Here is a 19,223-nt window from a genome sequence, read left to right as displayed (position 1 = left end):
TATAATTATTACGGTTTAATCAACCGTCACTGTATCATTCCAGCGTGAATCGTGACTGAATACTGCGCCACGCCGTTGCCCCACGGCGTAGCATCTGCCAACTGCGGGTCGAATACACCCGCTCCAATTCAGCGTGAGCCAATGCCAATTCCGAATGCATCCGCCCCCAGGTTTGCCAAGACGCATCAATCGGTTTTAAGTGCTGCGCCTGACTGCTTCTTTCCGCGATACGTGCCGTTTCCGAAGCCAAAGGGCTGCTGGAAATAATGAACTGGTACGCAATGGCATCCGGCTCATGAAACTTCGCCAGCGCCGCCGGAGTCGGTTCCAAGCCTGCGGCTTTCAAGTAGCGCGTAATCACTTCATCCGGCAAATCATGCCAAGTGTAGTCAATATCATTCACCACAAAATCGGCCTCTTCCAACAACGCTTGCACGCTCTCGGCGGTGAAAAACTTCAAGTGTGTGGCATCCAAAATACCAGCCGTTTCGTAATCAAAGCGCCCGTTCAATAATTCCAAGCGTACCGAGGAATGCGCAATATTGGGGATTGAAATCAATATTTGCCCCTCATCCAACAACAAGGGTTTGAGCCGTTGCAATAAGGCTTCGGGGTGTTGCAGATGCTCCAACACATCCACCAAAGTAATCACGTCAAATTTTTCGCCTTCGAGCGCATCGAGGCTGTGCGGGTCATCCAAATCTTCGGTGAATACATAATCGCAATAACGCTGGGCTTGCCAGACAATATCGGGGTTATGATCAATGCCGATGATGTGGGCATCGCAGCGTTCACGCAGCAAACGTGACATACTGCCATCGCCACACCCTAGCTCCAGCACTTGGGCATAGCGCGGCACGCGCCGCACAATTTGGCTATGGGAATGGTTGTCATCCAGCGAGTGAGCTATCACCTGAGTCATTGTTATTGCTCCGTAGCAGAGGCAGTGCAGGCCATAACCACCAGTGACCGGGGCTTTCCCGAATCCGCTGTTCCAGTTGACTGGCAAGCTGTTGCATCAATACTGTTTCGTCATAATCATACGGATCCAGTAGCGCAGAAAATTCTGCTCTCACCCGACCCCCGCCCAAATCACGCATAAAGAATGGCGCGATCACTGCCTTGGTTTTTTTTGCAATTCGATAAATACCGGCAGGCAGGTCAATAGTACCGCTTATAAAATTAACTGTCACCCTTCCTTTATGCGCTTCTGTGTATGGCACATCAAAAATCAATGCAATTAAGTGATCGTTTAATGCCCGATAGAGCGGACGCAACTCATCGCCCTCCACCAAAAACGTACCACCCAAGGCTTGCTGCAAGCGCTGCAACTTAAACAAACGGTAACGGTATTCCGCCGGGTGCAAGCCGTGGCTATTGGTATTGCCCCCATCGCGGGTAATCGTACCCGTGGTAAAACTTTCCGACCGCATCGCAGACCCTGCCATCCAGAACCGTCCGAAATGCCCGCCCGTCAACAACACCCGCTTGCCCTGTCGCCGCGCCGCTGCAATGGCGGCAAAGCCTTCCAGCTCCACAATTTGCTGAATCGGTTGGTGTTGCAAATACCAGGTATCCAACGCTTCTTGCTCCACCATGCGGTAATAATCATCAAGCCAGCCCGCGAGCTGGGTGTCACTCGCCTCAGGCAATGCGCTGCGCATTTGGGCGCGAATCAATGCCGCCTCATCTGCCTTGTTACGCCGAAAAATCGCCGCCTGTTGCGCCGCCAATCCATAACCTAACGCAGGCGGCAAGTGCGCATAAAGCGGAAACAACACCTGATACCGCAAGGAAAAATCATCCGCTCGCCAACGCATAGCCCACCTTTTCCCAACGGTGCGGCAACACCACCACGCCAACACCTTGCTGTTGCCCGACTTGTTGTACCCGAAAATGGCAGCAACGTTCCCGCGAATCGTAGACGTGCACCCCACTGCCATCAATCAGCCACACTTCCAAACAATAATCACCCGACAACAATGGCAAACGCTCAATCACAAATTCTGCCGCGACGATACCATCCGCCAGCGGCTGCATTTGCACCCCATCGTGTAAGGTGCTGATGCCGTAACATTGCACATCATCATTGCGCCGAATCACAATCCCCACATGCACATCAGCAAGCGGACGATCGCCTTGGCTGGCTTGAATACTGAGGCGGAACGGATCGTGGGTTTGAAAAGTGCCTTGGTTCAGTGTGACGGCAAGTAAAGAAACCCCTCCTAACCTCCCCTTGTCAGGGGAGGGACAAGATTGGGAGGGGTTTCTTCCTCTCACACTATCCTGATACGCATCCACCACCGTTTGCGCATCCCCCAGCATCCGCACCCTGCCCTGCTCCAACCACATCGCTTGGCGGCACATTTCCCGCACCTGATACAGATTGTGCGAACAAAACACCAAGGTTGCGCCCTTCCCCAAAATCGCCCGCATCCGATCCAAGGATTTCTTCTGGAAGTATTGATCACCCACTGACAACGCTTCATCCACAATCAATACTGCTGGCTCAATCACCGCCGCTACCGCGAACACCAAGCGCACCACCATGCCGCTCGAATACGTTTTCACTGGCTGTTGCGCAAACTCACCCAATTCCGCAAACGCCAATACTTCTGGCAATTTCGCCGCAATCTCCGCCTGACTCAGCCCACGCAATGCCAAACCCAACCGCGCATTGTCCACCCCGCTAAACTCTGGCTGCAAACCTGTACCCAATTCCAGCAACGCCGAACGCCTACCGCGAATCTCACATTGACCTTCCGTCGGGGGTAAATTGCCTGCCAGCATTTTCAGAAACGTGCTTTTGCCCGCGCCATTATCGCCCACCACCCCTAACGAATCGCCCGCTTGCACCTGCAAACTCACCCCTTGCAAAGCATAAAACGGCACATGACGCGCACGCCGCAACACCCATTCCAGCAAAGCATCACGCGGATGCGCATAACGCCGATACGCCACACCCGCCGCCGTCAACCGAATCGCCCAATTCGTACTCACAGCACATACCTCGCCCGCAACAACAAGTGCTGGAACAACCACCACCCCAATGCCAAACTAGCGCTTGCCAGCAGCAATAATCCCAGAAAGGCTTCCCACAAAAACCGTCCTTCCAGCAACGCCGCCCGATAACCCTCCACCAATTGCGCCAACGGATTCCACGCAAACCACGCCTGAAAACCTTCCGGCACCACGCTCAACGGGTACACAATCGGCGATACCAGCAGCAACACGGTCAATAACGGTGGCATCATCTGCCGTAAATCGCGCAAAAACACCCCCAACACCGCCAAACCATATGCAAATGCCAGCGAAAACAGCAGCCGCACTCCCAAAAATGGCAGGTAAGATACCAAACTCAATGGCTCCAAACGCCCCTGCACCAGCAACCACAACAGCAACAACCCCACCGACAACCCTTCCAATACCAACGAAACGCCCACCGGCAACAGCGGCAATATTGCTGGCGGCAACGGCGAATTCAACAATAAATCCCGCCGTTCAATCAGAAGCGCAGGCGCACGGGTTAACACCTCTGCCAAGGCATTAAATGCGGTTAAACCCGCCAATAACCACGCCGCAAACTGTGCTGAATCGGTGTCTGTCCCCAAGCGCATTTGCAAAATCTCACCGAATACCCATGCGTAAATCACCAACATAAACAACGGCGGTATTAATAACCAAAACACCCCCAATGCTGTGCCAACATAACGCTCACGCAATTCCTGACGAAACAACTGCCAAAGCAATGCTGGGGCAATGGTTTTATTCATCAGTTTGCGGCTTTAAAAAAACTGGATTAACGGTGACATCACGCTTAAATTGTTCACGCAATTGCTGGGTTAACTGTTTCACTTTGTCCGTGCGGTATTCACGTTGCAGCTCTGCGATAATATTGGGTTTGACTTGCTCAAACGTTAGCACTTCTGGTTCTTTGCGATCCAAATATTGCAATAAATAAGCGGTATTGCCTAACACCAATACATTACTTAACGGATCTTTTTTACCAAGTTTAGTGGCCTCGTCATAAAAAGCATCCGGTACTTCACCGCGTCGAAACCAGAATGAATCGCCTTCACGCATTTTATGTGACGCACTGGGTGAATTGGCAATGGCAGCGGCTTTAAAATCCAACGTACCGGCTAATACCTGAGTGCGAATTTCAGCTAATTTCTGCTTAACGGCATCCAGATTGTCTCCCACGATCGGCATTTCCACGGTGCGCACACGCAAACGCAATGGCAATTGATACTTGTCGTGTTGATGCGCTAAATACAATTCTTGCGCGCGACTGGTGAAATCCGGCATACCGGCTTCGCTGGCTTTTTCGAGTGCCAACCGCGAGATTTCAGATTTGCGGAACTCATTAAGCCGCTCATCTAACTCTGCTTGCCGCGCGGTATCTTGATCAATCCCTTGCTTAACCAGCATTTCACGAATGTACAAATCTTCGAGTGTGATTTGGCGAGTTTTGGCATCCATATCCTGTAAATTTAATCCTTGGAACGCCAGTGCTGGCTTCAGCAAATCCTCAGAAAAAGTCATTTGTGGGTCTTTAAAAACCCATTGCGGTGCAGACGCAGTATCATCTGCCCAAATCAAGGGTGCAACAGCACACCACAACAATACGAGATATTGATTTTTCATAGTATTTATTCAGCAAGCAAAACCGAAAAAACTTCCCTCTAATAAATTAAAGGGAAGCCATTGTCTCAACCTAATCGAACCAAGAAATCATTACTTAACAGTAAACATTACTTCGCATCGCTTTCACTGTGTGCACGGATATAAGTATCAGTGCCTTGTGTCTTCTTGTGTGGCAATACGTCACCAAACAAGCTAGTCGTGCCGCTTTTCACATTGCCTTGAATCAAGGCAAAACCAGTGCTAGGCACACCATTGTAAATACCGTTGGTGATACCAAACCCGTTATCTGCCGATTCCCACGGGCAAGACGGCAAGGTGTCATTGGTATTGGAACGTTCGCTGGTAGAACCCAACCAAGTCGTGGCTTTGTCGTCTTTATCGACCAACTCATTACCTGTTTTAGGATCAACCAATGGGCGCATCCCATTGTCCACCAATACCGTGCCATCCAATGCCAAATAATGTGCGCTATTATCTTGTTTCATTAATGTTTTGTACGGGTTAATGGGTGCGGTATTTAAGATCAACCCAGTTTTGTAATCCACTTTACACACGCGGGTTTCAGTATGCGGCCACCACATGCTCAGCCAATAGTCATTCGCATATGTCATGCGTGACCAACCACTAACAAACTTACTGACATTAACAAAATCGTCTAAGTCGTATTTGCCAGCCGGATCCAACACACCCTTCTCATTCGCAGTACGTGTTTTACCCGCAGGCAACATATGATTACTTGCTAACGCCGTCTTAGTAGAATTGTACGCCTTATCCGTGCTGGTAAAGGTCAATACGTTGACTTCACGCTCTAAGACACGCGGGATAAACACGTTAGGTGAGAAGTTAGCGTCTTTAATGCGTGTTTCTTCACGGTCATAAATATCACGGTCGAATGAAGCCCGTACATCAGGGTAACGCTCACAATCATTATTGCCCAAATCTTGCGGCATAATTTGCGCACCGTGAGCATCTTCACACACATATTCGCCAGTCGGCTTGTTATTTGCGTCCAGAACCTTAACTTTGGTTAATTGCTCAACACTGTGACGGTTGAAAATACCCAACTTTTTCATTGGGAATGTCACCACCCAGTCAGTATGACCATCGTAACCCGTTGACGGATCAACAAAATACTCATTCATAATATTGCGAGACAATAAAGCATGAGCCACTGGATACGGGTTTAAACCGCAAGCCGGTGTTTTTGGATCCCCATCATTTAAACAAGGGTCATTTTCCAATTTGTTCCACAGTGTGGTGACCCAAGTCGGGTTACTGTTATTCGCACCGGGAACCAGCACTTCACTGGTCATCACGTCACCGGAAGCCAAGGAGGGAATATCAAAGTTCAATGGGTCATCAGGAAGGGTATGTTGTGAACGTTTGCTGTAATTGTCCAAAGCGACCGGATCAATCGCGTTGGCAGTACCGTTAGCAACGTCAATGATGGCGGATGAACCAAATAAACCACCGCCCGGCGCATCCAAACCAGTTCTGGACAATTTTACTGCGCCATTGGTCACTGCACTGCAATTGGAAGGTTTTCCACCGTTGTGTAACGCACCGGCTGCCATGGCGCCATCCTTGACTTCACCCATTTCGATGACTTCAATATAGCCTTCCAACGTATCTTCAGCAGCTACGTTAGTGAACATCTGATAACCCTTGAACGACTGCTCGGATTCACAACCGGGATCCGCACAAGTAGCCGCCATTTCCTCTGGGTAAGTACAGCTACGGTCAGTCGTGGAAATCGAACCAACACCGTTAGCGTCTTTTTGAATGCTGCCGGTCCAAACGTCTTGAGGCGACATGTAAATATTGAAGTCCAATACGTCTTTACTGGTTTTCCCTTCATTGAAGCGAATGCGGACAGCTTTGGTTTTGTCAGTGGAATTCACCAAGTTAATGTTGGTGACATAGCCTTCCTGTGCGTTAAAGTAAGGGAATAGCAGAACCTGTCCCGTGCCTTCTGGATTAACATGCACTGCCTGAACGCTCGTGATGCCCCCCACAATGCCAAGAATGCCCGTTGCGACACTGATGGCGACTTTATTTTTCTTGAACACTTACGTGCCTCCTTGTTCTATCTTTATATATTGTTGACGGAGTATTGAAAGATTTATTGTTTAAATTTACGGGTTCCCAGACTCACATATTTCTGAAAACTACCCGGTCATTATACGTGATTGATAATTTTTTTTAATGAATACCTTTACTTTTTCACGTACCGCCAGTCTGAAAACCAACTGTCCTTGACCCATGTTTCTTTCACCGTATCGCTGGTATCCACGGGCTGACTTAACCCACGCATTTTCAACGAAACCGTGACCTTAACATCCACCGCACAGCGCTTGCCGGATGCTTCACACTCGACTTTTTGCACCTGCGCCTTGCTCCACAACCCAGTGCTCGACGTGTTGCGTTTGAACACCTCCAACGGGGTCGTGGCTTGAAACGCCTCGGTGTAATAGCCATATGCCTGCTCAAGATTGCCCTTGATCAATGCATCCCAACGCTGTTCTGCACGCTCAGTCAGCACCGACGCTGCCGGGCTGCACGCTGCCAGCAATGCACTTGCCAGCAACACCGAGACTGTATTTTTAATCAACATATTGCCCCTTCAATTGCGGTAAAAACTTATCGCCATCCATCAAACCCTGCATACGTTCGCGCATTTCTTCGCCGGTTTTGACCAAATCGCGCTGGCTTTTAATCGCCGTGGGGGTAATCAACACCAGTAATTCGGTGCGTTTGCCGCCGCTGCTATTCGCGCTGAACAAATTACCCACTACCGGCACTTTGCTCAAACCCGGCACGCCGTTGCGCCCTTGGGTATTGTTATCGCGAATCAAACCGCCCAACACAATCGTTTCACCACTCTTAACCGCGACCGTACTTTTAATATTGCGCTGCAAGAAACTGCGGTTGCCGGTGGCGGAATCAATTTCGCCCACGTCCGTAATGTCTTGCTGAATGTCCATTTTCACCAAACCGTTATTGTTCACCTGCGGCGTTACCTGCAAGGAAACCCCGGTGTCTTTGTATTGCACCGTGGTCGCCGTGGTCAGGCTCGTGCCATTGCCATTCGGCGAAGAAAGACTGCCGGTAAACACGGGCTGCTGATCCCCTACTTTGATCGAAGCGGTCTGATTATCCAGCACCAGAATCGACGGCGATGACAAGACGCGGACTTTCGATTCCCGCGCCAAGGCATTCAGCGCCCCCATCACCCGTTCCGCCCCCAAGGTTGCCGAGAACGAGAAGCCACCCGGCGTCATGTAACCATCGCCATTAGACCCCAGCCCACCAAGACCGTTAGAACCAAAGGCATTACCGTCATTTTTGAAATACCACTGCAACCCGTATTCCAAGCCATCGGTCAGAGTCACTTCCATGATTGACGCTTCCACTTGCACCTGCATTGGCATCACATCCAGCCGCTTGAGCGATTCCTGAATCTGCTTGTAAGCATCTTCGGTCGACATAATCATCAACGAATTGTTGGTTTTATCCGCCACAATGCGTACTTCCGCATCCGGGTTAATGCTTACCCCACCACTGCTGGAATCACCCAACATGGTTTTCAAAGGTTCGGCCGCCACCGGCTGACCATCCGCGCCCACGGTGGCTGGCTCTAAACCCGGTGCAAGGCTGGACGCATTGCTCCCCGGCAAAGCACTTTTGCCACTGCTGCTTTTCTTACCGCCAAAAACCTGATTCAGCATATCCGCCAAGTGCTCAGCATTACCGTTTTGCACGTGGTAAACAAACAATTGTTGACCCGCCGTTTGGCTGGCCTGATCGAAACGGTCTACCCAGTCTTTCATATCCTTCAAGTAATCGGCGTTGGCAGAAATAATCATAATGCTGTTCATGTGTTCAATCGGCATGATTTTAATCATGCCTGCCATTGGGCTATTGCCACTTTCACCAAACAGCGCATCCAGATTTTTTGCCACTACGCCCGCTTCGACGTTTTTGACACGGTAAATACCGACAGACATGCCTTTCAGCACATCCACGTCAAAGGTCTTAATCGTCGCCATCAAATTCGCCAGTTCGGAACTGGTTCCCGCCAATACCAACATATTGCGGTTTGGGTCAACCCGCACAAAGGCGTCTGGGCTGGCCAGTGGTTCCAGTATTTTTTGCATTTCCGCCACCGGGATATAGCGCAACGTTACCACCTGCATACTGTAACCAGGCTTAATTTGACCCGTGGATGGCATAAAACCACGCCCCTTGAGATTGGCACGCGCCGCGACCCGGTAATTGCCGGTATCGTCTTTGTAAAGCACCGCCCCTTGGCTTTGCAGCAAAGATTCCAAGGTAGGAATTAACGCACCGCGATCAATCGGATCGGTGGAATTAATGGTCACTTCGCCCTCAACCCCCGGCTCCACGGTGTAGGTTTCTTTGAGAATATCGCCCAACACCACTTTGACCACTTCACGGATACTGGCTCGCTCGAAATTGAGGGCAATGCCTGCTTCATCCCCGCGCTGACTGGCAGCGGCCGGGCGTTTCACATCCGTGCGGTAATAATCTTGGCTACCCAAGATCAATTCCACGTCATCACCCTTGCCAGAGCGCGACATGGCACTGCCCGCCGACATTGAATCCCAAGCGGGTGCCGCTGAATTATTTTCTTGATAGCCAATCGTTTTAACACTGCCCGCATCGGCAGGGCGTAACACCGGACGTGATAACCCGACAGCGGCAGGCTCCAACTCTTTCACTGCGTTACTGCGCTGAAAACCGGCACTTTTGATATTGTTGCGATAACCCGGACTGCCCTTAATGGATGTGCAAGCGGACATGAGTACCGCCACACTGACCAGCCCTACAATGCTGCTCTTGTGTTTCACAAAGCTAACCCCATTTTTTATTTTTATTCTAAGACCCAATCTAACTAACGCCGTCGGGTTTGATTTTACTTATACTAATGGTTTGTAAATTTAATAAAAAGTACTGTTTATCGGATAATTTGTGCCTACTGTGCGGGCGGTGCTGATGCAGGATTCTCGCCGGTCAAGCCACCCCAGCGTGACGCCATCAAACGCTGCCGCGCTTCCAACGCATCTTGTACCGACAACGCAGGCGGCTGCTTTTGCGCATCAGCCGGGAATGGCATCCCAGCCGCTGTCGGCATATTCGCCGCATTAGCGGTTGGCAATGCAGGGGGCATTGGTGCGGCGGCGGCTGGTTGCGCCACGGCCTGCTGTTGCGCGACCACTTGCTGCCGCACTATCCGGGCTTGTGCCATTTGCGGGTTTTCTTGCGGCGCAGAAAAATCCGCCACTAAGGGAATTTCTTGCTGCTGATCGCCAAGTGCTAAGAACACACGGTCAGGATCAATGCCCTTCACCGCCCAAGCGCCCCACGTATCCCCGGTGCGTAATTGCACCGTGCCGCCCGCTGCATTTTCCATCATAGCAAACAGGCTATTGCCCAAATCCACAATGCCGATCAAACGCCCTTCCGGTAGCGTGGTATCGACAGGTGTTGACACAATCACCGGCGCTTCCAGCTTTTCAGGCTCCACCTTTTTGCGGCTTTCCCAAAACAAGGGAGCGCTCACCATTTGCGCATAACGGTTTAAATCGGGCGCATCCAGCACACTGGCGTCAGGAATTTTCACACTGACAGCACTGGATTGCTGCGACTGTTCGGCTTCCAACAGTTTCAGGCTCACCAAACTCCAGCCGGTGCTGCCCAACAATATTGCCCCACCCAACCACAATAAAGACTGTATCGGTGGTTTAATCAAGCGCTTCATGTTGCACCTCCCCGCCGCGCCAATAGGTTGAAATTTGCACTTCGGCTTTCACCACTTGCGTTTTTTCGTCCTCAGAACCCATGGGTTTAACATCAAGGCTTTCCACAAACATGAGCGGACGCGCTTGATACGCCTGATGCAAGACTTCGCGCAATAACGCCGGTTCGCTCTGAAAAACCGCTTTGACCATCACCCGCTGATACGCGGTATTCGCTTGCTCTGCCTCGGTTTGCTGCACATCCAATACTTCCGAACTCAGCAGTACGCCGTTGTCACGGATAATCACGGTTGCCAGATTCTTCTGCAATTCTTTGGCCACCTGCGCCGAGGTCATGCCTGCGGGGTAAAACAATTTATCCAAACCGTTTTGCTGCACGCGCTCGTATTCCGCCATGAATTCCGGCGTAGCGGCTGCCATTTGCCGAAAGCGGGTAAGCTGTTCATAGCCGGTTTCAATGCGTTCACTCAACTCCCACGACTTTTGCACGCTAGGAATCACCACCAGAAACAGCCCGATAACCAGCAGCAACGCCAATAAACTCCACGCCAGCAATACCTGATGCTGCTGCCAAAATGCCTTATTCAGCATGAGGAACCTCCAAAGTCGCTTCGATATGGAAACGGTCACGCCCATTGTCTTTATTGCGGGTCACAGGCGATTTAAAACGCACTGCGGTAAACTCAGCCGCATCTTCCAGCGTATCAATGAGGCTCAATGCCATCCCCGATTCGCCACGAATTTCCAGCTTACCGCCTTGCATTTCCAAACGTTCCAACCAGGTATGTTCAGGAATCATTGCCGACAGGGTTTCCACCACATCCAGCGCCATGGGTGACGTTTTGCGCTTTAACTCTATAAAGGTTAGTGCCTCTTCAGCAGCCACCAGCTTTTCACGAATCGCCAATTGTTCTGCTGAATTGCTGCGCACTTCGGCTAACGCGGTTTCAATCTGATCCACCCGACGGTATTTGTAACCCAATGGCACCGCCAACGAGAGCACCAATGCCCCCAGAAAAGCGTACAGCGGAATCCGCGACCAACCTTGTGTATTCTTAGAATCTTGGCGAGCGGCGAGATTAATGCCTTTATCCGCCCCTGCGACCGACACCACCCGCACCGGCTCTATCCCAATATCGGCTAATAAGCGGTTAAAGCGTTCCACCACATGCTTGGGAACCACAAAAATATCCGCAAGGATTTCTTTGCGCCCCTTATCGTGCTGCGCCACACGCGCATCAAACAGCGCACTGTCAGCCGTGAACGGCGTCAGGCGATCCAATTGATAACTCAATACTTGTTGCAGATTTTCTTTAACGGCTTCCGGGAAATGGTGTTGCAGCGCCAAAACTTGGCTCTTTCCCAAACACAATTCCACCTCGTAAGGCTTGCCGTTAGCGGCAGCAGGCAGCAAATCGCTGTGTTGGGTATTGCCACCTTGTAATGCGAATTGACCGCGCATTTGTGATTTGCCGTCCTGCGACCACTGCACATCGACGCTGTGCCCGTCGTGCGTGTGCAAGACCAAGCGCGGCAAGGCGGTGCGAAACAGTTTGCGAGCGGCGTTAGGGAGACCGTTGTATAAGCCTTCACCCCACCAGCGTATGAATGTTTGAAATGTTGGAATCAATGCCATGGCTGTTTATTTAGCTTTTATTTATTGTTATGAACCCCGTATTTCACTCTAGCGCATCCCCGCCCCGCTGTCGAACCTTAGCCGACCAACTGCATATTTCGCCCTGCCGCGTGAAAATCCGGTTCCACGGTTTACAAGCTACCGCTGCTGCGTTACGATTGCGCCCTTGATTTTGCCCTTGTGTAGAATCTCGCGGAGAGGTGTCCGAGTGGTCGAAGGAGCACGCCTGGAAAGTGTGTATACGGCAACGTATCAAGGGTTCGAATCCCTTTCTCTCCGCCAATATGTTGTATCAGGCTGTATCAGCTTGAACCAAAAAGCCCTTACAGGCCGCAATCTGTAAGGGTTTTCTTGTATCAGCTTGTATCAAGTTGGCTCACTGAAGCGCATCAAAATGTTTGTATTATTGTTGGTATCCTTCAACCATACCCAAGAGGATACAAACAAATGACCGCAAACCTAGACGCCAAGCCATGCAAGCGCAAACTGACTGACTCACTGGTGAAAGTCACCAAACCCCACAAAGACGGAAAACCACGCAACTATTCAGACGGCGGCGGCCTGTACTTGCACGTAACCACCAACGGCAAAACCACAACTAGAGTCTGGCGCTATAACTACCGTTTTCCGAAACAAAAAACCCTCACCATTGGTCGTTACCCCGATGTGTCGTTGAAGCTGGCACGGGAACGGCACGAAGAGGCGCGGGCATTGCGGGCGCGTGGTATTGACCCTTCGGTATACAAGCGCGAACTACAGGCCAACCAAGCGGATGCAGACAGCAACAGTTTTGAAGCGGTGGCGCGTGAATGGTTTGTGAATCATCTTGCCCACAAGTCCCAAACCCACCAAACCCGCACCGTTAGTTACATGGAACGGGATGTATTCCCCTACATTGGAAAGCGCCCCATAGCGGAACTGAAACCCCGCGAACTGATAACCGTCATTGAGCGCATTCAAAAGCGCATCACGCACGACACCCACTTGAAGGTATTGGGCAGCATTGGGCAGATATGCCGCTATGCCGTGGCGACGGGCAGGGCAGAGACCGACCCAACGCCAAGCCTGAGAGGGTTATTCAAGCCGGGCGAAGAAGAACGGCAAATGCCAGCGATTACCGACCCTATCGAAGTGGGGCGACTGTTGCGGGCTATCGACAATTACCACGGCAATTTTTATACGGTATGCGCTTTGAAACTTTCCGCCCTGGTGATGCTTAGACCTGGCGAATTGATAGAAGCGGAATGGTCAGAAATACACTGGGATAACCAAACGTGGGAAATCGAAGTACGGCGCATGAAAGCCCCCACCCGCATTAAGCAAGCCAACAACCCGAAGAATAAACACATTATCCCGTTATCCGCGCAAGCGCTGGCGATCTTTGAGGAACTTAGGCCGCTATCGGGCCACAAGAAGTACGTGTTTCAGGGTATGCCCAACAACCGCGACAACCCGATGAACCGTAGTACTGTGAACGTGGCACTGAAGCGCATGGGGTTTCATGGTCAAATGACCGCGCACGGCTTTAGGGGCATGGCATCCAGCCTGCTAAATTCCATGTACGTGGAGGGGCGCAAACGTTGGGATGAATCGCTTGTAGAGCAACAGCTAGGCCATAAGGAAAAGAACGCGATTAAAGCGGCTTACGATAGGGCAGATTGCCCCGTGTACGTGGATGTGAGGCGCGACATGATGCAGGTGTGGGCAGACTACCTAGACCAACTGAGGGCGGGCGGGCAGGTGATACCGTTTCAAACCAAAGGGAAGTAAGCCGATACCGTAACAGTTAACGTAACCAAGCCGGGCAAGTTCCCGGCTTTTTTGTGCCTGTTCTTAGAAAAAGAAAAATATCCCAACTTTCCCAACTTTTAAAAAATGTATATGTAAGTGTATGTATTATATAGATATTCAGAGTTGGGATTTATCCCAACTTTTCCCAACTTATCCCAACTCGTTGAAAATAAAGCGCTTTATTTCATGGTTTTCCTATTCTTGGCAGGGCAGGCAAGGGCTTTTGATTGTTGTTACAGAATTCAAAGCACCCACCCCAAAGCGTTGGTATACTTGCCAACATGGAAAAAGCAGTGTTGATTTACAAGCGGCGGCGTGAATTTGCGGACGGCGCAATTATTGAGGGCGTGGCGTGGTCATTGCCCCAAGCCGTTATGGGTTCTAGCCACCTGTACAAATACCGCTTGTTTTATGGTTATCCGGGGCAACGTGTTATCGGTTACGACAACGAACGCGGCAAGGGCGACCATAAGCACTATTACGACACCGAAACGCCTTACACCTTCACCACACCGGAACAGGTATGGCGGGATTTTGTAACTGACATCCTCACAGAGAGGGGCAAGCCATGAGATACGCAATTATTCGCATTGAACCCAACCTAGAAGCCGATTTGCTGGAAATGGGCGCGGCTTTCGTGGATGCACTGGAAACCGGCAGTTATCAGGGTGAGGTATTCACCTTTGAAACGCCTATGGGATTGTTTCAGGCGATTACCCCCAAGCGCTGGGAACTGCTGGACAGGCTGCAAGGCAAAGCGGCGGTGAGTATCCGCGAACTTGCTAAGCAATTGGGGCGGGATGTGAAGAACGTTCACACGGATGTAAGCAGGCTTTTGGAAATTGGCTTGTTGGAACGTGACGAAGCAGGGCGGGTATTTTCCCCCTTTGCGGAAATCAGGACAGAATTCACCTTGAAGGGTGAGAACAAAGCGGCGGCTTGAAATCTGTAACAACAATCAAACTTCAGCATTGGGAGGTTGTGCAATGAGCGCACCGACAAACAACAGAATCACCATTGAAGCGGGCAAGCGCGGCGGTAAGCCGTGCATTCGTGGCTTGCGGATTACGGTTTATGATGTGTTGGGCTGGCTTGCGGCTGGCATGGATACACAAGAAATTATTGAAGACTTCCCGGAACTGGAAGCGGCGGATATTATCGCCTCTCTACAATTCGCGGCGAACCGTGAACACACTTTACAGGTGTTGATAGCGGCATGAACATCACCACCACAGAACCGGGCAACCCCGGCGCTAAGCCTTGTGGTGATGTACCACCAGCACCGGCTAAACCTACCCACAAACGTTACACATTGGCGGAATTGTTGGAGGGATGTAATCCAGAATACGCTATGTCGGAAGAAGCCCGCGAATGGGAGAACATGCCACCCGTAGGTAATGAAGTTATCTAAGTGGGTAGCGATACAGCCACCACCAAAGAGCCGGGCAAGTTCCCGGCTTTTTGCGTTTGGCAGGTATGAAAAAGCCCACCGTGTTGGGCGGGCTTGTTTGGTTAGTTTGCCAGTGGATTTAAAAACGACGATCAATAGGCGGTTTTGCTGCAATTACTTTATGCAGTTCTGGCAGACGATCCATAACCAACTCGGCGGCTTCAGGGTTTACAAATGGCGGTTTGCTGTTAATGATGCGGTCAACCACCATAAGCTCGGCATTCAAGCCACCCTTCAAAACACCAGCGGCATATTCACGGTTTAATTCCGGCTGTATGTTGGCAAGCGTTAAAAGCTGGTTACGATGTTTCCGGTTTTTCTGCCTTGGTTCGTTATGCCATACCTGACAATAGAGTGTTTCACACGCTAGATAACTCACTTTCAAGGGTTCAAAAGTTTCAGCGAATTGCTGCATTTTGGTTTTGTATTCCTCCCAGATGACCGCTTTATTTAGGTATCCCAGCATTCTGGCATGGTGGAATATTTCCTTATTCAAGAGCTTTTCAGCTTCACCAAACCCCGACAACTTGTCATTAATGTTTTGTTGTTTGCCTCTCAGTCGTAAATTTTCAGCCTCCCAAGCATCAGCGGCGGCAATGTCACCTTGTGCAATCAGTTGGGCATAGGTCGGGCGTGGTGCTGAAAGCGTTTCTTGGATACCTGTTAATTCATCTTGCAGGCTGGTTTTCAGTTCCACAAGTTGGGCAAGCCGTTCTGCAAGGGCTTCATGCCGGGAACTGATTATTTCAACATGGGCGGGCGTAATGGTTTGTTCTGGTTCTTCGATCAGCATCAAAATCAGGTAATCAATCGGGTAACTTGACGCTATAGAACCCTGCATGACTTGTTCAATGTATGCCTGAATATCGTCTGAAACGGTTTCATTGGCTGGTTGTGTGTCTTCGGTCAGTTCAAACATGGGGAAATCCTCAAAAAAAATGCAAAAACCCGGCAGGTGAGGAGGAGTGCGGACGCTCCCCCAAGTCGATCACAAGCCACTTAAAGCAGTTTATTAAGTGACACCCCTCAAACCCTTAACCAGTATGGCTATGGGCTTTCGTGGTTGCGCTATGCCCACCGGAAACCCTGAAAATCAGTGCTAGGTCACAGTGTGACACTTTGTGTCATTGTCTTGGTTTCGTCTTTTCAAGGTTTGCCGCGAATCTTGAAACCTCAAAGAACAACAAGGCTTTTTATGTTGCACACTTTGCAAAACCTAACTTTCTTTACGCAATGAGGCACAACATGACAGAGGCACAAGCAACAACGACAGACAGCGAGGAAATTACCCGTAGCGAAGCGGCGGCACTGTTGGGTGTTTCCGTTACAACCGTGAAGGGCTACCCGATACCGTTTAGACAGTACAAGCCGAAATCAAAAGCCGTTTACCTGAAAGCGGATGTTTTGGCATTCAAGCATTCAAAAATTTACCCCGGAGATATTGCAGCATGAAACATAAACCCCCTTTCGGCTTTGGTTCAGCAAAAAATAACAACCAAAGCGAACAAGACGGCGAATTTCAAGAGCTTTTTTTAAAAGCGGTTACTTTGTTAATTGATCGGGTTGATGTTCTGGAAAAGCGGGTTTCTGCTTTGCTGGACAAATTGGAGGAAGCCGAAAAGACACCGGAAAAGACACCGGAAAAGAAACCGGAGAATAAACCAGAGAAGACACCGGAAAAGAAACCCGAAGCCGCTAATGCCGCTAATGCCGCTAATGCCGTTAATCTTGTTGATGGCGGCTTTAATTACTAAACCATGATGCAATTAGGTGAAACCATGACAGTTTCCAGACCACAAAAAAACCTTAACGCTACAGCACACCGTAAAGCAGTTCATGAAATACATGAATACAGCCTGTCAGGAAGAGCGGCGGCGGCAATGGCAAACATGACAGCACCCGCGTTTTTACGCCATGCCAAAAAACACCCTAACTTATTACCCAGAATAGAAATACCCGTGGGTAATCGACACCTTTACCGCTTCAATCCAAAGCATGTTAAAGCCTACATGGTTCGTCATCTGGTTATGGCTTAGGGGTAAACCCACTTTTTTACTTTATACCAACGTCGTGATGACGTAGGAGCAAACACCATGCAACCGCATACACATTCACCCGACCCTATCCGCGTGATGATCGTGCTAGACGTGGCTCGATGTTCGGTAGACCGTGCCGAACGCACTATTGAAGAGCTGGATAAGCACGATCTAGCCACCCAAGCGCAAGCGGCTAAACGACCCGTTAACACTCACAGCAGCGGCAACGGTTCGGCAACATTGCCCGCTATGTTGAGTTTGGGGCGCTATTCGCTGGAATTGGCGGGTTATGACCGGCAGGAAGCGGCGAAAATCCTGCAAACCTTATTTACTGGGCTTGCGGCTGAATACGGCGGTAAATCCCTGTATTTGCCCAAAGCACCGATGATGCAAAGGAAACTGAAGCATGTTCGTGATTTTTAAAAACGGTATCCGGCTGGCAACCCTGCAAACCTTTGAAGCCGCGTGTCGTATGGCTCGCAGCGATGCAGCGGCGAACCGTGGCAACTACTACACCGTGTGGGATTCCGTCACCGCCAACCGCGAAACGCGCAGCCAACACGACAAGCCGCTCTACAAGATCGACGGCACACAAGGCGGGAATCAATACCTGACTCGCACGGAACTCTAAACCACCCGCAACGGGCGGGCGTGAACCTTAACAACCTATTGCAAATTCCCCCGACTTGGTTCTACCTTCCACCAAGTCGGGAACAAAAAAAAGGGGAAAGTTAGCGGCTTTCCCCTTTTGCGTATTCCCGTTTGGATGTTCTGACAATCTGACAGGAAAATGAATTATGGGTAATGCGTGGTACTACTGCAAGGACTTGCTATGTTTCCAGTACAAGAGCATTTGCTATTGTTTCAAAAGCGGCTATCAATCCTTGGATGATATTCAAAAAGAACTGGAAAAAAACCGCGCATCCCAAACGCTGAATGATTGGCTGGTTACTGATTCTGAAGGCTTGCGTCTATTTGTTATGGATGCAAAACACGATAAAAAACAACACATCAGAAAACGCACAGCGAGTACACCCATTCTGCTATGGGCTGAAGTCCTAGAATCTTATTTGAAGGTTAAGCATGACACCCCGTCTTGTATCCAGTTATGGAAGTGGGCAGCACAAGGACACAGGGAACAGCGAAAAACAGAGGAGGAACTGAAACACCTGAATATCAGGCTTGAAAGAAAAATTCTTCATTTTGGTACTGCCTACCGCACCACCTATACAGCTTACCGTAAACTTTTTACTGATCACATCAACACCCAGTCGATTACACCCGACGCAGAGCGGCGCAAGGCTGAAAAACTGATAAAAGCACATGAACGACGGGTTATGAGTGCCAAACAGAACGAAAAGTGATGCAAAAAAAGTGCTACATTTAAATAGTTAACGTATTGATGATAAACAATTTATTTATTTTTATGTTAAAAATACCTCACTGAACTTACCAAACACCACCCATAAAAAACCTCACAGGGCTTAGGAGTGGGGTTTCTGCTTAATTTTTATGACTAATAGGAGTCCATTCTATGGGCTACAGCAACGCTTTGCCTACTAAAAACAGAACTCCCTACTTACCCGCTTTGGTGAGTTCTTCCCTGACGATGCGTCGCAGTTCATCGCCAGTGATGCAGCTTTCTTTTTCGCGCTTGATGCTTTCTTCAAGCCTTACGACTATTTCAGCATTCAGTGAACGCCTGTTCTGTTCTGCCAGTTTTTCAAGCTCTTCCTTCACATCGGACGGCATCCGCAAGCCGAAGGGGTTTACATCTCTACTCATAAGTACACCGTTACACAATGACTTCACAGTGTAATCACAAAATGCTTGACGTGATAGAAACACGGTGTAATTATTGTGACTTCACGGTGTTATTAAAA

Annotated in this window: 24 protein-coding genes and 1 tRNA gene; 12 read left to right on the top strand and 13 right to left on the bottom strand. The window is 49.9% G+C overall.

Annotated features, from left to right (window positions below; genetic code table 11):
• Positions 1-34 precede the first annotated feature (34 nt).
• From L3K52_05590 to L3K52_05540, 11 genes are all read right to left on the bottom strand, one after another.
• Positions 35-922, bottom strand: a complete 888-nt coding sequence (locus L3K52_05590) for a class I SAM-dependent methyltransferase (protein ID UOG93205.1) — start codon at positions 920-922, stop codon at positions 35-37.
• The gene (locus L3K52_05585; GenBank protein UOG93204.1) at positions 891-1,820 is read right to left on the bottom strand and encodes a lipid A biosynthesis acyltransferase; all 930 of its coding nucleotides are present in this window, start codon (positions 1,818-1,820) and stop codon (positions 891-893) included. The genes L3K52_05590 and L3K52_05585 overlap by 32 nt, the downstream gene beginning before the upstream one ends.
• Positions 1,801-3,000: an ABC transporter ATP-binding protein gene (locus tag L3K52_05580; GenBank protein UOG93203.1), complete on the bottom strand. Its 1,200-nt coding sequence runs from the start codon at positions 2,998-3,000 to the stop codon at positions 1,801-1,803. Before L3K52_05580 ends, L3K52_05585 begins: the two co-directional genes overlap by 20 nt.
• Positions 2,997-3,773, bottom strand: a complete 777-nt coding sequence (locus tag L3K52_05575) for an ABC transporter permease (protein ID UOG93202.1) — start codon at positions 3,771-3,773, stop codon at positions 2,997-2,999. Before L3K52_05575 ends, L3K52_05580 begins: the two co-directional genes overlap by 4 nt.
• Positions 3,766-4,647 (bottom strand): peptidyl-prolyl cis-trans isomerase, encoded by an 882-nt coding sequence (locus L3K52_05570; protein ID UOG93201.1) that lies wholly within the window; start codon positions 4,645-4,647, stop codon positions 3,766-3,768. The genes L3K52_05575 and L3K52_05570 overlap by 8 nt, the downstream gene beginning before the upstream one ends.
• Positions 4,648-4,754: 107 nt before the next feature.
• Complete coding sequence (locus tag L3K52_05565) at positions 4,755-6,716, bottom strand: hypothetical protein (protein ID UOG93200.1); 1,962 nt, start codon at positions 6,714-6,716, stop codon at positions 4,755-4,757.
• A 146-nt stretch (positions 6,717-6,862) separates the two neighbouring features.
• Positions 6,863-7,261 (bottom strand): hypothetical protein, encoded by a 399-nt coding sequence (locus L3K52_05560; GenBank protein UOG93199.1) that lies wholly within the window; start codon positions 7,259-7,261, stop codon positions 6,863-6,865.
• Positions 7,251-9,518 (bottom strand): type II secretion system secretin GspD, encoded by a 2,268-nt coding sequence (gspD, locus tag L3K52_05555; GenBank protein ID UOG93198.1) that lies wholly within the window; start codon positions 9,516-9,518, stop codon positions 7,251-7,253. Before gspD ends, L3K52_05560 begins: the two co-directional genes overlap by 11 nt.
• 125 nt (positions 9,519-9,643) lie before the next feature.
• Positions 9,644-10,429, bottom strand: a complete 786-nt coding sequence (locus tag L3K52_05550) for a hypothetical protein (GenBank protein UOG93197.1) — start codon at positions 10,427-10,429, stop codon at positions 9,644-9,646.
• Entirely contained in the window at positions 10,413-11,018 is a 606-nt protein-coding gene (gspM, locus tag L3K52_05545) for a type II secretion system protein GspM (GenBank protein UOG93196.1), read from the bottom strand. Before gspM ends, L3K52_05550 begins: the two co-directional genes overlap by 17 nt.
• Positions 11,008-12,063 (bottom strand): PilN domain-containing protein, encoded by a 1,056-nt coding sequence (locus L3K52_05540; protein UOG93195.1) that lies wholly within the window; start codon positions 12,061-12,063, stop codon positions 11,008-11,010. Before L3K52_05540 ends, gspM begins: the two co-directional genes overlap by 11 nt.
• A 194-nt stretch (positions 12,064-12,257) precedes the next feature.
• Here L3K52_05540 and L3K52_05535 point away from each other — a divergent pair.
• From L3K52_05535 to L3K52_05510, 6 genes are all read left to right on the top strand, one after another.
• A tRNA-Ser gene (locus L3K52_05535) sits at positions 12,258-12,345 on the top strand.
• Positions 12,346-12,510: 165 nt separating this feature from the next.
• Positions 12,511-13,833: an integrase arm-type DNA-binding domain-containing protein gene (locus L3K52_05530; protein UOG93194.1), complete on the top strand. Its 1,323-nt coding sequence runs from the start codon at positions 12,511-12,513 to the stop codon at positions 13,831-13,833.
• A 302-nt stretch (positions 13,834-14,135) separates the two neighbouring features.
• Entirely contained in the window at positions 14,136-14,426 is a 291-nt protein-coding gene (locus L3K52_05525; protein UOG93193.1) for a DUF6516 family protein, read from the top strand.
• Positions 14,423-14,797 carry a transcriptional regulator gene (locus L3K52_05520; protein ID UOG93192.1) on the top strand — a complete coding sequence of 125 codons (375 nt, stop codon included), beginning with the start codon at positions 14,423-14,425 and terminating at the stop codon, positions 14,795-14,797. The genes L3K52_05525 and L3K52_05520 overlap by 4 nt, the downstream gene beginning before the upstream one ends.
• A 43-nt stretch (positions 14,798-14,840) precedes the next feature.
• The gene (locus tag L3K52_05515) at positions 14,841-15,074 is read left to right on the top strand and encodes a DUF433 domain-containing protein (protein UOG93191.1); all 234 of its coding nucleotides are present in this window, start codon (positions 14,841-14,843) and stop codon (positions 15,072-15,074) included.
• On the top strand, positions 15,071-15,265 hold the full coding sequence (locus L3K52_05510; GenBank protein UOG93190.1) for a hypothetical protein: 195 nt from the start codon (positions 15,071-15,073) through the stop codon (positions 15,263-15,265). Before L3K52_05515 ends, L3K52_05510 begins: the two co-directional genes overlap by 4 nt.
• Before the next feature lie 118 nt (positions 15,266-15,383).
• On the opposite strand, the gene L3K52_05505 is transcribed toward L3K52_05510, so the two are convergent.
• Positions 15,384-16,223: a hypothetical protein gene (locus L3K52_05505; protein UOG93189.1), complete on the bottom strand. Its 840-nt coding sequence runs from the start codon at positions 16,221-16,223 to the stop codon at positions 15,384-15,386.
• A 326-nt stretch (positions 16,224-16,549) separates the two neighbouring features.
• Here L3K52_05505 and L3K52_05500 point away from each other — a divergent pair, with 326 nt between their 5' ends.
• The 6 genes from L3K52_05500 to L3K52_05475 all read left to right on the top strand — a co-directional run bounded on the left by L3K52_05500 (position 16,550) and on the right by L3K52_05475 (position 18,704).
• The gene (locus L3K52_05500) at positions 16,550-16,756 is read left to right on the top strand and encodes a hypothetical protein (GenBank protein UOG93188.1); all 207 of its coding nucleotides are present in this window, start codon (positions 16,550-16,552) and stop codon (positions 16,754-16,756) included.
• On the top strand, positions 16,753-17,058 hold the full coding sequence (locus tag L3K52_05495; GenBank protein ID UOG93187.1) for a hypothetical protein: 306 nt from the start codon (positions 16,753-16,755) through the stop codon (positions 17,056-17,058). The genes L3K52_05500 and L3K52_05495 overlap by 4 nt, the downstream gene beginning before the upstream one ends.
• A 24-nt stretch (positions 17,059-17,082) precedes the next feature.
• On the top strand, positions 17,083-17,340 hold the full coding sequence (locus tag L3K52_05490) for a hypothetical protein (protein UOG93186.1): 258 nt from the start codon (positions 17,083-17,085) through the stop codon (positions 17,338-17,340).
• A 57-nt stretch (positions 17,341-17,397) separates the two neighbouring features.
• Positions 17,398-17,763 carry a hypothetical protein gene (locus L3K52_05485; protein ID UOG93185.1) on the top strand — a complete coding sequence of 122 codons (366 nt, stop codon included), beginning with the start codon at positions 17,398-17,400 and terminating at the stop codon, positions 17,761-17,763.
• A complete protein-coding gene (locus L3K52_05480) occupies positions 17,747-17,971 on the top strand; it encodes a hypothetical protein (GenBank protein ID UOG93184.1) in 225 nt (74 codons plus the stop codon). The genes L3K52_05485 and L3K52_05480 overlap by 17 nt, the downstream gene beginning before the upstream one ends.
• Before the next feature lie 166 nt (positions 17,972-18,137).
• The gene (locus tag L3K52_05475) at positions 18,138-18,704 is read left to right on the top strand and encodes a hypothetical protein (GenBank protein ID UOG93183.1); all 567 of its coding nucleotides are present in this window, start codon (positions 18,138-18,140) and stop codon (positions 18,702-18,704) included.
• Between the two features lie 211 nt (positions 18,705-18,915).
• Here L3K52_05475 and L3K52_05470 read toward each other — a convergent pair whose 3' ends face one another.
• Complete coding sequence (locus L3K52_05470; GenBank protein UOG93182.1) at positions 18,916-19,125, bottom strand: Arc family DNA-binding protein; 210 nt, start codon at positions 19,123-19,125, stop codon at positions 18,916-18,918.
• Between the last annotated feature and the right edge of the window lie 98 nt (positions 19,126-19,223).

This window comes from Candidatus Thiothrix sulfatifontis, from assembly GCA_022828425.1.
Taxonomy (GTDB): Bacteria; Pseudomonadota; Gammaproteobacteria; order Thiotrichales; family Thiotrichaceae; genus Thiothrix; species Thiothrix sulfatifontis.
The sequence above is the reverse complement of the archived record's forward strand: the minus strand, read 5'-3'. Positions and strand labels throughout refer to the sequence as shown.

Bases quoted from the DNA above. Each gene is read 5' to 3' on its own strand.
- L3K52_05590 (UOG93205.1), bottom strand. From the start codon at position 922: ATGACTCAGGTGATAGCTCACTCGCTGGATGACAACCATTCCCATAGC.
- L3K52_05585 (UOG93204.1), bottom strand. From the start codon at position 1,820: ATGCGTTGGCGAGCGGATGATTTTTCCTTGCGGTATCAGGTGTTGTTT.
- L3K52_05575 (UOG93202.1), bottom strand. From the start codon at position 3,773: ATGAATAAAACCATTGCCCCAGCATTGCTTTGGCAGTTGTTTCGTCAG.
- L3K52_05570 (UOG93201.1), bottom strand. From the start codon at position 4,647: ATGAAAAATCAATATCTCGTATTGTTGTGGTGTGCTGTTGCACCCTTG.
- L3K52_05560 (UOG93199.1), bottom strand. From the start codon at position 7,261: ATGTTGATTAAAAATACAGTCTCGGTGTTGCTGGCAAGTGCATTGCTG.
- L3K52_05550 (UOG93197.1), bottom strand. From the start codon at position 10,429: ATGAAGCGCTTGATTAAACCACCGATACAGTCTTTATTGTGGTTGGGT.
- gspM (UOG93196.1), bottom strand. From the start codon at position 11,018: ATGCTGAATAAGGCATTTTGGCAGCAGCATCAGGTATTGCTGGCGTGG.
- L3K52_05540 (UOG93195.1), bottom strand. From the start codon at position 12,063: ATGGCATTGATTCCAACATTTCAAACATTCATACGCTGGTGGGGTGAA.
- L3K52_05530 (UOG93194.1), top strand. From the start codon at position 12,511: ATGACCGCAAACCTAGACGCCAAGCCATGCAAGCGCAAACTGACTGAC.
- L3K52_05525 (UOG93193.1), top strand. From the start codon at position 14,136: ATGGAAAAAGCAGTGTTGATTTACAAGCGGCGGCGTGAATTTGCGGAC.
- L3K52_05520 (UOG93192.1), top strand. From the start codon at position 14,423: ATGAGATACGCAATTATTCGCATTGAACCCAACCTAGAAGCCGATTTG.
- L3K52_05515 (UOG93191.1), top strand. From the start codon at position 14,841: ATGAGCGCACCGACAAACAACAGAATCACCATTGAAGCGGGCAAGCGC.
- L3K52_05510 (UOG93190.1), top strand. From the start codon at position 15,071: ATGAACATCACCACCACAGAACCGGGCAACCCCGGCGCTAAGCCTTGT.
- L3K52_05505 (UOG93189.1), bottom strand. From the start codon at position 16,223: ATGTTTGAACTGACCGAAGACACACAACCAGCCAATGAAACCGTTTCA.
- L3K52_05500 (UOG93188.1), top strand. From the start codon at position 16,550: ATGACAGAGGCACAAGCAACAACGACAGACAGCGAGGAAATTACCCGT.
- L3K52_05495 (UOG93187.1), top strand. From the start codon at position 16,753: ATGAAACATAAACCCCCTTTCGGCTTTGGTTCAGCAAAAAATAACAAC.
- L3K52_05490 (UOG93186.1), top strand. From the start codon at position 17,083: ATGACAGTTTCCAGACCACAAAAAAACCTTAACGCTACAGCACACCGT.
- L3K52_05485 (UOG93185.1), top strand. From the start codon at position 17,398: ATGCAACCGCATACACATTCACCCGACCCTATCCGCGTGATGATCGTG.
- L3K52_05480 (UOG93184.1), top strand. From the start codon at position 17,747: ATGTTCGTGATTTTTAAAAACGGTATCCGGCTGGCAACCCTGCAAACC.
- L3K52_05475 (UOG93183.1), top strand. From the start codon at position 18,138: ATGGGTAATGCGTGGTACTACTGCAAGGACTTGCTATGTTTCCAGTAC.
- L3K52_05470 (UOG93182.1), bottom strand. From the start codon at position 19,125: ATGAGTAGAGATGTAAACCCCTTCGGCTTGCGGATGCCGTCCGATGTG.